The 15,232-nt window shown below is 67.0% G+C and carries 7 protein-coding genes; 4 read left to right on the forward strand and 3 right to left on the reverse strand.

All coding sequences use genetic code 11. The features are described from left to right. Positions 1-302: 302 nt before the first annotated feature. The 3 genes from IEW22_RS12030 to IEW22_RS12040 all read right to left on the reverse strand — a co-directional run bounded on the left by IEW22_RS12030 (position 303) and on the right by IEW22_RS12040 (position 10,517). Positions 303-3,584, reverse strand: a complete 3,282-nt coding sequence (locus IEW22_RS12030; protein WP_229742552.1) for an arabinosyltransferase domain-containing protein — start codon at positions 3,582-3,584, stop codon at positions 303-305. Positions 3,585-3,807: 223 nt separating this feature from the next. Then, entirely contained in the window at positions 3,808-7,116 is a 3,309-nt protein-coding gene (locus tag IEW22_RS12035) for an arabinosyltransferase domain-containing protein (protein ID WP_373284178.1), read from the reverse strand. Positions 7,117-7,232: 116 nt separating this feature from the next. Continuing rightward, positions 7,233-10,517 (reverse strand): arabinosyltransferase domain-containing protein, encoded by a 3,285-nt coding sequence (locus IEW22_RS12040; protein ID WP_188586868.1) that lies wholly within the window; start codon positions 10,515-10,517, stop codon positions 7,233-7,235. Positions 10,518-10,859: 342 nt separating this feature from the next. Between IEW22_RS12040 and aroQ the strand changes: the two genes are divergently transcribed. The 4 genes from aroQ to IEW22_RS12060 all read left to right on the forward strand — a co-directional run bounded on the left by aroQ (position 10,860) and on the right by IEW22_RS12060 (position 15,221). Continuing rightward, a complete protein-coding gene (gene aroQ, locus IEW22_RS12045; protein WP_188586845.1) occupies positions 10,860-11,321 on the forward strand; it encodes a type II 3-dehydroquinate dehydratase in 462 nt (153 codons plus the stop codon). A 155-nt stretch (positions 11,322-11,476) separates the two neighbouring features. Beyond that, positions 11,477-12,520: a phosphatase PAP2 family protein gene (locus tag IEW22_RS12050; protein ID WP_229742540.1), complete on the forward strand. Its 1,044-nt coding sequence runs from the start codon at positions 11,477-11,479 to the stop codon at positions 12,518-12,520. Between the two features lie 10 nt (positions 12,521-12,530). Then, on the forward strand, positions 12,531-14,111 hold the full coding sequence (locus tag IEW22_RS12055) for a hypothetical protein (protein WP_188586846.1): 1,581 nt from the start codon (positions 12,531-12,533) through the stop codon (positions 14,109-14,111). Between the two features lie 63 nt (positions 14,112-14,174). Continuing rightward, positions 14,175-15,221, forward strand: coding sequence for an NAD(P)-dependent alcohol dehydrogenase (locus IEW22_RS12060; RefSeq protein WP_188586870.1), 1,047 nt, complete (start codon positions 14,175-14,177; stop codon positions 15,219-15,221). Positions 15,222-15,232: the final 11 nt, after the last annotated feature.

Below are 15,232 nucleotides of genomic sequence, written 5' to 3' on the forward strand. Positions count from 1 at the left end.
GGTTGCGTTTGTGTAGACGCAACCAGTTGTGGCGTACGCAGCCAGTGCAATGGTTGCGTTTGTGAGAACTGGTTGCGCGCGCTCACACGCAACCAGTTCACGGGTGTGATTTTCTGGAGTTATCGGGGTGCCGGGGTGGGTGCGGTTGGGGTTGTGTCCTGGGCCTTCGGATTTGGTGTCAGAACTCGCTGCGCTCGGGTGAACTGGTTGTGTGTGTAGACGCAACCAGTTCAGACAAACGCAACCAGTTCAGACAAACGCAACCAGTTCCCGCTCCCGCCTGCGGACGGACGACCCGACCGTCAGTACCCCACCGACCGCATCGGTGCCGGACTCCACGTACCCGACCGCGTGGCTGTCCCGAGTTCGAGCTTTGCCGGGGGAGCGGGGTCGATCTCGGTGAACCGCTGCAGATTTCCCCAGTCGCGCGCCCAGTCGTTCTTCATGTAGCTGGGCAGCAGAGTCGGGGTCAGCATCGCGTCGGTGAGTCCCAGCGGCCCGCCGGCCTTACCCGACATCCACGTCTGGCTGTTGACCTTCGTGGCGTTCGCGTCGGGCAGGATGCGCCACTTGGGCACCTGCGCCACACCGTTTTTCACCAGCATCGGCTGCTGGCACGGGAACACGAACGCGGGCAACCAGTCGATGAGAACCGGATCCTTGCGGCCCACCACCTCATCGAGTGTGCGCATCTGCGTCACACGCGGCGGTGTGATGGCAACCCACTGATCGTCGGAGGCGGTCGGGTCGGCGGCGATCACGCGCACCACATTGGCCCCGGCCGGTGCCTTGTCCATCGGGAAGCGCAGATTGCGCCACTGCGGCGCGGTCAGTGCGTCGGTGGGCGACATCGTGCCCAGCGGACGCACCGTGCCGTCGGCCTCGGTGCGGCCGAACTGCACGACGACCTTCGACCCGCCGGTGAGTACACCCTGGAAGTTGTAGGCGGCCACCGTTCCCGCCACCGACATCGTCAGCAACGGGCGGTCGTCGGAACGCTGCGGCAGGTCGTACCAGTCCGACGTGAGCTTGGCACCGCCACCGGTTCCATAGGAACCCAGAACCGGTGTCTGCGAAGGCTTCAGACCGAACGGCAGTTTCGCGGTCGACCCGTTCACGCCGCGCTGTCCCTGGCCGCCGGTGGTGCCCGCACTGGCCGACTCGCTGTTGGTGTCGGTGTCCTGCGACCCGGCACTGTTGCCAGCGCTGTTGGTGCCCGAGGTGGTGTTGCCGGTCGTATTGCCGCTGGTCGAGTTGCCGCCCGTCGAGGTCGACGTCGCGGTGTCACTGTCGGAACTCACCGTGGAGTCCACACTCAGATCGGTGGGCACACCGTTGGGGTCGAAGCCGGTCATCCCCTTGCCGGCCAGCGCATCTCCAGGGCTCACGTTCTCCTGGCCGGGCAGCCGCGCCGGACGCAGCAGCCCGACGTTCGGATCCGGTTCCACCAGAACGTCATCGGCCATCGAGCAGATGTCGCCGCGCAATGCCTTGATGTTCGACGACGCCCAGGAGAAGCTGTCGCGCTGCACATAGGCACCCTTGGCCAGTGAGGCGACCTCGAAGAGCACCACCAGTCCGGCGATCAGCGGCAGCGGGGTCACGTGAAGCCGTCCGAACCGACTGGTCTTGCCCTCACGGGTCTGCTCGTCGGTGTAGTCGTCGCGGAAGTGCTGCCACAGCCCGACCAGCGCCACCACCGCCGCGACCGCGAGGATGGCCCAGCCCACGTTGATACCAGCCAGTTGCGGGGCGCGGTCCCACCACGGGACACCGAAGCTGCCGACGAACCACCAGCCGTTGGTCGCCGAGAAGGCCAGACCAGCCACGAACAGCACCGCCGCGGCGAAGAACGTGCGGTTTCGCCTGCGGCGCAAGATGACCGGGGCCATCATCGCACCCGCCGCCGCACCGAGCACACCGGCGATACAGGCGTACACGCCGAAGTGGTGGGTCCACTTGGTGGGGGTGAAGGCGGTGAAGAACATCGTGCCCAGCACCGTGGCGACGATGCGCCACACCGGACCCTTGGCGATACCCGTGGGCATCCGCCTGCGCAGCATCACCAGGATCACCGCGAGCAGGCACAGGATCATCACCAGCACCGCGAACCGGCGCGACAATCCGCCGTCGACGGTGTTGAGCATCAGGTAGTAGTAGCGAACAGGTTCCTGCCACCACTCCAGCGTCGGACCGACCTGGGAGGCCACCTGATTGGCGGTGAGCACGCTGCCGAAGGTGTCGTCGGCGAAGATCTCGAACAACACCGCCGTCCCCGCGGCCAGGATCGGCGCGAGCAACGGTATGAGCCCGTCGCGTTTGCGGCGCATCATCACCCGCTTGAGCAGCGGGCGGATGCCGGCGAGCAAGGCCGCCACGGCCATCAGGCCACCGGGGGCCACCGCGAGGGTGAACGCCGCGGTGAGTGTGCCGATCGCCAACGGGAGCAGTCGGCCGGTCGCAATCGAACGCTCCACGCAGCACCAGGTGAGCAGGGCTCCCACGGCCAACACGGGTTCGGGTCGCAGACCGTTGTTCAGTGGCAGCCACACCGCCAGGAACACTGTCGCCCCCGACCAGATCGCGGCCTGCGAGGTACGCACGGTCCGGCCCAGGCGCGGGATCGCCTCGCGGCTGATCAGCCACCAGCCCAGCAGCCCCAGCAGGAAGGCGGGCAGACGCATCCACGGTGCGGCGAGGCTGACATGGGTCATCGCCGAGAGCACGTAGTAGTGCCAGCCGAACGGGTCCTGCGGCACACCGAAGTAGCGGTAGTAGTTGTCGAGGTAGCCGGCGGTGCCCGCCACTCGCGCGACGGTGAAGTTGTAGCCGTCGTCGGAGGTGTTCGCGCCGATCAGCCACCACACCGCGAGGATCACGAACACCACCACGTCGACGGGGTGCACACGCCACCAGCCGGCCGGCAGCCAGCGGCGATGGCCGCGGCCGTCGCGCATGTCGAGGATCCCCAACGCGACCAGGGAGATCAACGTCAGCAGGATGCCGACGACGATGACGATCCGCTTGATCACGGTCGGGGTGGTCACGTAGCGGGTGTCGATGGTGGCGTGGACCGACAGCCCCGCCGACGAGGCTGTCTTGGGTAGGTCGGTGTAGAAGCCGACGATCTGCGGGCGCAGGTTCGGGTCGTTGACGCCGAACGTGGTCTGCGGCGCCGCCGCACCGGCCGGGGCCGACGTGGTGTCGGCCAACCCCTCGATGCGACCGGACACGCGCTTTCCGTCGGCGTTCACCACGATCGAGCAGTCCGGACTGGCCTCGGCGGCCGCGCGCGGTGCGGTCAGCACCACCACGTCGCGGATGGTCACGGTCAGCGTCTGCTCCGACACCCTGATGAACATGCCGCGTGCGCTGGCGTCCTCGCCACTGGTGGGGACGGTGGAGAACAGGTTGCCGCCCGAGCGCGGTAGTTCACGGGCCAGCGAGCACGGCACGGTGGCCGTCATGTCGATCGGGACGAACGACACGAGGGGCGCGGTCACCGACGACACCTGGCCCGACTGCGGCCAGTTCAGTTCTGCGGTGGTCTGTTTCACCGGCATGAACGGCGTCAGCACGGCCATGAGGAAGCCGAGGATGCCGGCGACCGACGCCACGATCTTCACCGTGCGATAGGAACGTCGCCGACCGGTCGCCGGCGCGGAGGTCTCCGCCGTGTCGGTGCCGCCTGTCGAATCGCTCTGTCTCACAACCGTGTCCGTCGTCTCACCGGTGTCGCCCGCCTGGCGCCTGTCATCTCCGCTTGTCTTCTCAGTCATCGACCGTCATCTCAGTCATCAACGCATCTCAGTCATCAACGTTGGCCACCATTCTGATCGCCCCGTCGCGGGTCCAGCCCCAGGCGCGACGATCGCCGGTGGTCACCGATGCGGCGTGCGCGTCGGGTACCAGCGGGTTGAGCCGCTGCAGTGAACCCCAGTCGCGGTACCAGTCGTGGTCGAGGTAGGTGGGGATGGTGGTCGGGCTCGTGGTGGATTCGGAGATGCCGAGGATGCCGCCGGCCTCGGTCTCCTGCCACGTTTTCGACTGTGTCGCCGCGGTGATGCGGTCGGGCAGGATCCGCCACTTCGGTACGTCGGCCACACCGTTGTGGATGCCGACCGGACGCTGACACGGGAACTGCGCGGCCACCGCGAAGTCCAGCAGGGTGGGTGCATCCGAGCCGACCACCGACTGCAGCGTCTCCAGCATCGGCGCACGCGGCGGGGTCACCGCGATCCACTGCTTGGGGTTGACGTTGTTGTCGTCGGCCACGATGCGCATCGCGGTCGCACCCGCGGGTACCCGGTCCATCGGCACCCGCATGTTGCGCCACGGGCGGTTCGGCGGATTGGGTCCGGGGTCGATGGGCAGGATCGAGCCGCCGATCTGCTCGAAGCCGCCGTCGGCGCCGCGCTTGCCGAACTGCACGGTCAGCGACTGCCCGTATTCGGGGACGCCGTTTTCGTCGACGGTGAAGATCGAGCCGGCTGCGCTGAACACCAAGAGGGGTGAGGCGTCTCGGTCGGGCAGTGCGTACCAGCCGGTGGTGAGTTTGGCCTGGCCGGTGTTGTAGCCGTAGCTGCCCAGCACCGGGGTCGTCGCCGGGTCCAGGGCGTAAGGCAGTGCAACGGTGGATCCGTTGACGGTCTTGGGGCCATAGCCGCCGAGCGTGCCCGCCTCGCCGCCGGCGTAGGGATAGGAAGCGGCACCGCCGACGGCGACGTTCTCCATGCCGGCCTTCATCTGGTCGTAGTCGGGGGTCAGATCGGATGCCACACCGTTGGGCGTGAACCCGGTGGACTCCGATCCGGCCAGCGCGGCCGAGGCCGACTTGCCCTCGGCGCTGGTGAGCATGCCCGCGTTCGGATCCGTCTCGACCAGTACGTCGTCGGCCATCGCGCAGGTGTTGCCGGTCAGTGCACGCAGGTTGCCCGAGAGAACCGTGTAGGCCGGCCGACGTGCGGCGGCGCCCTTGAGGAACAGCGCGAGGATCACCACGACCATCAGCCAGGCGATCACCGCGATGGGGGAGGACGCCAGGAACAAGCGGCGTCGGTCGGCCGTGGACTCCTTGTCCGAGCCGCCGTCACCCTGATGCCGCAGACCCTTGTTGGCGGTGTAGTCCAGCCGCAGGTGCTGCCACACCGCCACCGCACAGGCCAGTACCGCCAGGACCAGGAAGATCGTCGAGACTTGTTTACCGGCGATCACCGGCGCCCGGTCGAACCACGAGATGCCCAGGTTGTATGCCCACGGCCAGGCGTTGTACCCGGCGGTCGCCGCAGCGAGGGCGAACATCAGCCCGGCGACGAACACCCACAGGTTGCGCGCCGATCGCGAGGCGGTCTCCGAGATCGCGACCGTCGCGGCGGCCGCCAGCGCGGCGGCGAACCCGGCGTAGATGCCGAACTGCACGGTCCACTTGGTGGGTGCGAAGGCCAGCAGCAGCATCGTCACCAGGGTCGCGCCCACCACACGCCAGGTGGGCCCGGGGTCGATGCGCCCGATGCGACCGCGCCGCAACATCACCGCGACGGTGACGGCCAGCGAGGCGAACAGCAGCAGCACCGGCACGCGGCGGGTCAGCGACCCGTCCGGGGAGGTGACGGTGAGGAAGTAGTAGCGCATGTACTCCTGGCTCCACCCCAGGGTGGGTCCGACCGCGCGGCGCAGGCGCATGCCGTCGAGCACGGTCACCGGCGTCTGGTCGCGGAACACGATGACCAGCACCAGCAGTGCGGCCGCGACGATCGGCGCGACCAGTGCGGCCAGTCCGGCCTCGTTGCGGCGGCGCATGAGCAGCGACAGCAGCGCGCGCGCCGACACCAGCAACACGGCCAGTCCGATCACACCGTGCGGTGCGAGTGCGAGGGTGAAGCCGGCCGCGATCGCGGCGGCCGCGGCGGGCAGCAGTCGACGGGTGGCGATGGACTGTTCGGCCATCCACCAGGTGATCAGTGAACCGAGCACGATCACCGATTCGCTGCGCAGTCCGCTGTCGAAAGGCAGCCAGAAGGCCAGGAACACCGCTGCGGCCGCCCAGGTGGCCCACGCGCTGCGCCGCACACCGGCACCCAGGCGCGGGATGAGCACACGGCTGAGGATGAACCAGGACGCCAGACCGGCCGCGAGCGCGGGCAGATGCATCCACAGTCCGGCGGTCGACACCTGCGACCACAGTGACAAGAAGCTGTAGTACCAGTCGAACGGCGCCTCGGGTACGTCGAAGAAGCGGTAGTAGTTGCCGAGGTAGCCGGCGCCGTGGGCTACCCGGCCCATCGTGAGGATGTAGCCGTCGTCGGCGGTGCCCGCCCCGAGGAACAGCCACACCGCCAGTACGAGGGTCACCACGGTGTCGGTCCAGCGCGGTCGCAACGCTGAGAGCACGTGATGTCTGCGCAGGCGTCTGCGCACATAGCCGAATCGGTAGTCGAGTCCGGCCAGTGCGAGCAGTGAGATCGCCACGCTGATGATCGACAGGATGATCGCGGCCAGTTTGATTGCCGAGGGACGCGAGTCGAAGCGCGAGTCGATCGTGATCGTGACGTGGGTGGCCGGTCCGGCGGCGCGGATCTGGTCGGTGGTCAGCGACGAGAAGATGCCCGACACCTGCGGACGTCGGTCGGGGCCGAGGGTGTTCGCGCCGCCGAGTCCGACGAACCGTGCGCCGACACCGGTCGGGTCCGACCAGATGTGCAGCTCACGGCAGTCCGCAGAGGCGACATCGGCACGGCTTGCCTGCGTCAGGGTGGCCCCGCGGGAGGTCACGGTGATCGTCGAGGCGTTCGCGGTGACGAACAGTCCGCGCGAGGAGGACTTCATCGCGGTGGACGGCATGGTCGAGAAGATGACCCCGCCGTCGCGGTCGACGTCGCCGAGTGTGCGGCAACTGAGCACCACGTCCATCGACTGCGCTGATTGTTCGATCAGCGGCGCGGTGACCGACGGGGTGGATTCGGACAGTTGCTGACCCTGTGGCCAGGTGATTGTCGCGGTTTTCTGGGTCACCGGGAGCAGGGGGGTGACGATGCAGAGCACAATGCCCACCAGCCCGGCAATCACAGCGATCGATCGGAGGACCCCCGCGCTGGGGACTCGAGCTGACACAGGCACGAGCAATGATGCTATTCGACGTGCCTGTGCGTGGGTGAACCCGCTGGTGAGCTGGCATTCAGCGTGTCAAACTCCGCACGGTACCGGATCAAAGGCCACTGGTCGCAGCGCTGCGTTCAGTAGCGGATCGGCGCCGGACTCCACAATCCGCTGCGGCGGGCGGTGCCGACGTCGAGCTTCGCGGTGACCGGGTCGTCGTAGGCGGTGTAGCGCTCCAGCGACCCCCAGTCGCGGCCGATGTCGCCCTGCAGATAGCTGGGCACCGTGGTCGAGTCGAGTGCGATCTCGATCCAGCCCAGCGGGCCACCACCGAAGGAGTCCTGCCACGCCGACACGGCTGCCGACAGGTCCGCGCCGGGCATGATGCGCCACTTGGGTACCTCGGCGACACCGTATTGGTGGTCGAAGGGCCGCTGACAGGGGAAGGCGAGACCTGATGTCCAGTCGATCTGCACCGGATCGGAACTGCCCACCATCTTCTGCAGTGTCTGCAGATGCGGGGTCCGCGGCGGCGTGACCACCATGAAGTTGTCCTCGGAGAGGTTGTTGTCCACGGCGGTGATCCGCACCGCGGTGGTCTCCTTGGGCAGTGTCGAGCGGTAGATGCGCAGGTTGCGCCACGACGGGGACGGTCCCGGATCGATCATGGTCACCTCGCCGGCCGAGGTGAGGTCGGCGTCGCGGGTGGTCGGGCTGACCGGCTGGGTCGTGTACTGCAGTTTCAGGTTGTCGTTGTCGTAGCGTCCGGCCACCGACATCACCACCAGCGGCTCGTCGGATTCCTTGGGCAGCAGGCGATACCACGACGACTGCAGTCGTGCGGGGGACTGGTCGGTGGCCGAGTAGCTGCCGAGAACCGGGGTGGTGGCCTCGTTCAGCCCGAACGGGAGTTCGGCGAGGCTTCCGTTGACCCCGGCGGTGCCCGACTCGCCGCCGCCGGTCCCGCTGGCGTTGTTGTTCAGCACATCCGGTGAGGCGGCGACGTTCGAGCTCAGCACGCCCAGGGAGTCGGCGCTGGCGTGGGAGTCGAGGCTCTTGGGGATGCCGTTGGCCGAGAAGCCGTAGGTGGTGGGTCCGCCGTCGGAGGCGACGAGGGTGGGTCCGGCGAGTGGGTCACTCGCCGCGCGCGGATCCACGGGGGTGAGCATCCCGGCGTTGGCGTCCGGTTCCACGAGCACCTTGTCAGCCATCGCACACGGTCGGCCGAACAGGGCGGCGATGTTCGACGACTGCAGCGAGAACGAGCCGCTCTGGTTGGTTCCGGCCACCACCGCGGTGGCCACCTCGAAGACCACCACCAGGAATGCCAGGACCATCAACGGCGACGATCTGACCGCGCGCCAGTTGCCCGAGGTCCCGGCGGTGTCACCCGCGCCGGCCTGGCTCGCGGCGGGCTGCGTATACGGCTCTCGGAAATGCACCCAGGCGGCGCATGCCAGGGCGATGAGGGAGAGGTAGAGCAGGGCGTTACCGAGATCGACCACCAGATGGGGCATCTGCACACCCCAGGGCATCCCCCAGTTGGAGTAGTAGAAGGACGCATTGGGCCCGGTGAACGACAAGCCGGTGATGAACAGCACCAGCGAGGTGAACAGCAGCCGGTTGCGTTTGCCGTTCATCGCCTCACCGGTGACCGCGATGGCCGCGATCGCCGCGAGTGCCGGTGCCAGGCCGGCGAACACACCGAAATGGTGGGTCCACTTGGTCGGGGTGAACATCAGGAAGATCAGCGACATGAAGGTGATGCCGACGATGCGACGCGACGGTCCGACCGCGGTGCCGGGGATGCGGTTCTTGCGGATGAGCATCGCCGCGGAGACCACCAGACCTGCGAACATGCTCAGGACCGCGAACCGTCTTCCCACCGAACCGTTGGCGGAGAATTCGAAAAGCGCAGAGTAGCGGGCGATCTCGTTGTACCAGTGCGACGAGGGACCCAGTGCGGTCTTCATCTGCGACGAGTCGACGAATGCGGTCAACGTCAGACTCGAGAACACCACGAAGATCACGAAGACCCCGGCGGCGAGGATCGGCAACATCAGCGCGGCCATCGACCACCAGAGGTTGCCGAAGCGTTCGGTGCGCCGGATCTCCTTCGCGCGCTTGATGTAGGAGCCCATGATCGGCCGGGCGCCGGCGATCAGTGCGGCCACCGCCATCAGCCCGGTCGGTCCTGCAGCGAGGCTGAAGGCGCCGATCAGGCAGGCGATCGCCGCGGGCAGCAGCCGCCCGGTGGCGGTGGCTCGTTCGACCGAACACCAGGTGAGCAGGGCCCCCAGGCAGATGATCGGTTCGGGTCGCAACCCGTTGTTGAACGGGAACCAGCAGGCCAGGAACACGAAGGCCGCGGTCCAGCCGACCGTCGCATTGGACTTGGCGGCGCGACCCAGGCGGGGCAGTACCTCGTGACTGATGATGAGCCACACCATGATCCCGCACGCCAGGGCCGGTAGGCGCACCCATGGGCTGGCCGTGGTCACCTGGGCCAACCAGCCGAACACCTGGTAGTACCACCCGAAGGGCGCCTCGGGTGCGCCGTACCAGCGGTAGTAGTTGGCCGTGTAGTGGGCGTGTTCGGCCACCCGCGACATCGTCAGCAGGTAGCCGTCGTCGGAGGTGTTGATCCCGATGAAATGCCAGACGATCAGTGCGCCGATCACCACCACGTCGCGGATGTTCAGTCGCCACCACCGGTGCGGGAAGATCCGGCGATGGCCGTGGCCGTCAGTGGCGTCGAGCCGGGCCAGCGCGATCAGCGAGGCGATCGTGGCGAGGATGCCGATGATGATCAACGTGCGCTTGAGGGGGGTGGGCGAGGTGGTGTAGCGGGTGTCGATGGTGGCGGTGGCGCTCAGGCCGGGGATGGCCGCCGACGGCCCGGCGAGGTCGCTGTAGATGCCGGTGACCTGGGGCCGCTGGTCGCCGTCGGAGGTCTCGCCCTCCAGTGGCGAACCGTCGGGTTCGGTCATGCCGACGAAGCGGGCGCTGACCTTGTCGGAGTCGGCGGTCACCTCGATGCGCTGGCAGTTCTGCGCGCGGACGTCGGCCAGTGTGGTCGCCACCACCAGCGAGTTGCGGACCAGCACCTCGATGGTCTGCTGGTTGTCGGGTGCGCCGGCGGTTCCTGACCGGCGGATGAACAGTCCGCGGGCGGTGGCCTTGGGTGCATCCTTCGGTGTGGTCGACACCAGGACCGTGTGGTCGTCATCGTCGAGCTGATCGACCGCCGAGCAGAGGACGGTGGCCTCGAAATGCGTCGGCACGTACGACACGAGCGGCGCGAGCACCGACTGCACCCGCCCGGCCTGCGGCCAGGACAACGTTGCCGTCGACTGGTTGACCGGGAGCAGCGGGGTGGCCAGTGCGAGGACGAAGCCGAGGAAACCGAAGACGATCGCCATGCGTTTGGCCGGGCGGACCCCGATCGAACCGAGCAGCCGTGCCGGGCTGCGCCGCCACCGCGGGCGGGTCGGACGGCTCGATCCGGCCGACGTCACCTCGTCGGACACGACGCCGTCGGGGGCGGCAGTCGGCTCGGTGATCTGCCCGGATGCCTCGCCGGGTCGCTGGCTGACATCGGGCACAGACTTAGATGTTAACGGCGCGTAGAAGACAAACCGGTGAGCCGGTCTCCCCGCAGTTCACCGACTGGTCGTGTACTGGACTGTTTTCTCTGCTTTGCCGGGTTCGTCGTGTCGGGTTCATGGCCCGACGGCGTCGCGCGAACACCTAGGGTGATCGACATGGCGACTGCGCTTCCGATCCTGCTGCTCAACGGACCCAACCTGAACACCCTGGGTGTGCGGCAACCCGATGTCTACGGCGCCGACACGCTCGACGATGTCGTCACGACGGCGAGCCGGGTAGCCGAGGGACTCGGCTACCCGCTGACGGCCCGTCAGACCAACCACGAGGGCGTGATGATCGACTGGATCCACGAGGCGCGGGGCGCGGTCAGCGGCATCGTGATCAATCCGGGCGCCTGGACTCACACGTCGGTGGCGTTACGCGATGCGCTGGTGGTCCCCGAGGTGCCGATCGTGGAGGTCCACATCAGCAACGTGTTCGCCCGTGAGGAGTTTCGCCACCACTCTTATGTGTCGCCGATCGCCTCGGGGGTGATCGCCGGATGCGGTATCGCCGGATACGACTACGCGGTCAGGCAGATCGCCGCGATACTCGCCGCCGGGGGCCCCGAGGGATAATTGTGACCTTGTCGGCAGTCCGTACGATCGCGGCACCGCCGACCAGCGCCGACGCACGGTGAACGGCGTGCGACAGAGCGATCGCGGGGCCCGCTGGACAGGGTTATCGCCTGATTGTCCGAATCGGTGGAATAATCTCCTGGCCATCGGACGATATGCTCGTCGGTGGATTGCCGATCCGGGCCTTCACCAAGAAGCGTGTGGCCGTGCTCGCGATGGGGCGAGGACTGGAGGGTGTTATGCGGGATGGTGCCGAAGGCAGAGACCGCGATGACCCGCACGGTCGTCAGGAGCGGTCCACAGTCACCGAGACCACAGCCACAGAGACCGCGGCCGTCGCGGACGTCGCTGGTGAGAATCAGTCCCGCTCGTCGATCGACGAGCGCGTCGAGGAGCTCGAACGGGATCTCGCTCGAACCCGCGCCAACGTGGTGGCCGCGATCGTCAATCATTTCCTGCGGCCGCGCTGGTGGGTCGAGCTCATCCTCATCGCCGGCCTGTACGCCGCGTATTCGGCCATCCGCAATGGGGTCGGCGAGGTCACCGGCAGGGCATTCTCCAACGCCTACGACATCCTGCACTTCGAGGATTCCTTCGGCATCGCCTTCGAACGTGCGCTCAACCACTTCGTCCACAACACCCCGCCGGTAGCCGACGTGTCGTCGCTGATCTACGCGTCGCTGCACTTCATCGTCACCCCGGGCGTGCTGATCTGGCTGTTCATCGCCCACCGCAACCGCTACCGCGTGCTGAGCTCGGTGCTGATCGTCACCACGCTGCTCGCACTCATCGGCTTCTACTGGTTCCCCACCGCGCCGCCGCGGATGCTCGGCGGCGAGGGCTTCTACGACATCATGTCCGAGACCTCGTCATGGGGCTGGTGGCCGGCGTCGGGTGCTCCGGGTTCGGATGCCATCTCCAATCAGTTCGCCGCGATGCCGTCGCTGCACTGCGCCTGGGCCACCTGGTGCGGTCTGGTGCTGGCCTTCACCGCGCGGCGTGTGTGGGTGCGGGCGCTGGGCGTCCTGTATCCGCTGGTCACCTACTTCGTGGTGATGGGAACGGCCAATCACTACTTCCTCGACGTCCTGGCCGGACTGTTCACGCTGTTCGTCGGTGCGGTGATCACCTTCGGTGCTCGTCTGCTCTGGCATCAGTACGTGGCGTGGTCCTGGGAGCGGGCGGTGTCGGCATCCTGAGGGTTCGACGATGAGTATTGCGGTGACCTCGCCCCGGGTGTGGCGTGACTGGTCTCCGTTGGCCGTGGCGGTACTCGCCACGGCCATTCTGTGGGCGGTCAGTCCCACTCTGGGCGATCTGCAGGCCGCGATCGCCCGCGAGGAAGCCGCACGGTCGGGTGTCGGTCTCGAATACTGGTTCGGCTGGTTCGGTGGCGTGTCGCCGGGGAGCTACTCGCTGATCGTGCCGGCGATGTCGACGGTCATCGGCTCGTTGCCGCTGTTGTGCCTGGCCACGGTGGTGATCGCGGCGATGGCCTACCCGCTGTCGCGGTCGGCGACCCATCCGATGGCGACCACATGGGCGATCGCGATCGCCGCGGTTCTCAATCTGATGTCCGGACGTGTCGCGTTCGCGGTCGGTGTCGCATTCGCGTTGGGATCGTTGCTGCTGATCAAGCGCAACCTGACGATCCTCGGTGTCGCGGGACTGGTGGTGTCCGGATTGGCCAGTCCGTTGGCACCGGCATTCGTCGGCCTCGGCTCGATCGTGTTCCTGCTCTACCGGCCGACCCGCACCCGTCCAGTGGTGGCGATGGTTGTGGGGGCGGCGCTGGGTGTGCTGGTGCCGTTCGCGCTCTTCGGCGCCCCCGGCGCGCAGGGATTCCCGTGGACCACACTGTTCTGGATCGTGCTGATCGGCGTCACCGCGGGTCTGGCCATGACCGACAAGCCGTCGGTGTGGATCGCGCCGTTGGCAACGGTGGCCGCGATCGTGATCTTCTCCTTCCCCAACGGGGTGGGCTCCAACATCAGTCGCTTCTTCTGTCTGGTGCTGCCGTGTCTGGTGCTGTACTTCTCGCGGCGACCGTTGCGGCTCATCGGTATTGCGTTGATCCCGGCCATCGTCTACGCGGTATTCGTCGCCGCCGCAGATCAATTCGCCGTCGCCGACGCGAGCAAGCCCACCGAGTTGTATGCGCCGCTCACCGAACAGCTCACCAAGACAGGGCAACTGGACAATCATCGCGTCGAGTTGATCGATGCCGGTACACATGCCGGTTCCCACATGCTCGGCAACGGCGTGAAGCTGGCACGCGGCTGGGAGAACCAGTCGGATTCGCGATACAACCCGATCTTCTACGACGAGGGTGCGCTGACCATCGGCTCCTACCGCGACTGGTTGTCGGAGAATGCGGTGGCCTATGTGGCCGTGTCAGCAAAACCGTTGCGGCAGATGAAGGATGAGGCTGCTTTGGTGGCCACCCATCCGGATTATCTGCAGGAGACCTGGCGTAACGCCGACTGGACGCTCTACCGGGTGGTCGATCCGTCGCCGATCGTGCCGGCCCCGCTGACCTTGGTGTCGGACAGCCCTTCTCAGATGGTCATCGATGTGCCGTCGGCAGACAGGTCCTATCCGGTGCAGATCCGGCCGAACCGATATCTGGTCGCGCGCAGCGTGGACGACTCGTCGGTGACGGCATGCATCGCCGAGACGCCGCGCGGCTGGATCACGCTACGTGTGCCATCGGCGGGCAGGTATTCGCTGGAGGGCAGTTTCACCGTGCGCGGTGTGCTCGCTGAGCAGTCACCGGTCTGCTCTTCCTGATCTGTGTTCTTCCCGACGTGTGCGTGACGAGCGCTTCGTGCCATCGGCGAGGAGAATGAAGTGATGCTGACTGTGAACGCCTATGCCGCCACCGCGGCGACGCAACCGCTGACGCCCACCACCGTTGAGCGCCGCGACCTCGCTCCGGCCGATGTGCTGATCGACATCGCCTACTCCGGGATCTGCCATTCCGACATCCACACCGCGCGAAGTGAGTGGGGACAGGCGAATTACCCGGTGGTGCCGGGTCACGAGATCGCCGGCACCGTACGCGAGGTCGGATCGGGAGTCACCCGCTACGCCGTGGGCGATCGGGTGGGCGTGGGCTGCTTCGTCGATTCCTGTCGTGAATGCGGTCCGTGCACGGCCGGGTTGGAACAGTACTGCGAGAACGGCTTCACCGGTACCTACAACGCGGTCGACCGGTACGGACAGCCCACCAACGGTGGGTACAGCAGTGCGATCGTGGTCGACGAGAACTATGTGTGCCGGATCCCCGACTCGCTGGAGCTGTCGGTGGCCGCGCCGCTGCTGTGTGCGGGGATCACGCTGTATTCGCCTCTGCGCCACTGGAAGGCAGGCCCGGGAACGAGGGTGGCGGTGATCGGCCTCGGTGGTCTCGGCCATATGGGTGTGAAGTTGGCTCATGCGATGGGTGCGGAGGTGACGGTGCTGTCGCAGTCGTTGAAGAAGATGGAGGACGGCCTGCGTCTGGGCGCCGACCACTATCACGCCACCTCCGATCCCGACACGTTCACCGCGCTGGCGGGCAGCTTCGACCTGATCCTCAACACGGTGTCTGCCAACCTCGACATGTCGAAGTACATGGGACTGTTGGCCGTCGACGGCACATTGGTGGAGTTGGGCCTGCCCGAGCACCCGATCGAGGTTCCGGCGTTCTCGCTGGCGAACAATCGCCGTAGCCTGGCGGGATCCAAAATCGGTGGCATCGCCGAGACCCAGGAGATGCTCGACTTCTGCGCCGAGCACGGCGTGGGTGCCGAGATCGAGATCATCGCCGCCGATGCGATCAACGACGCCTACGAGCGCGTGATGGCCAGCGACGTGCGCTACCGCTTCGTGATCGACGCCGCGACGTTCGACGCCTGAGCGTTCGACGC

The organism is Gordonia jinhuaensis (genome assembly GCF_014639795.1).
GTDB lineage: Bacteria > Actinomycetota > Actinomycetes > Mycobacteriales > Mycobacteriaceae > Gordonia_B > Gordonia_B jinhuaensis.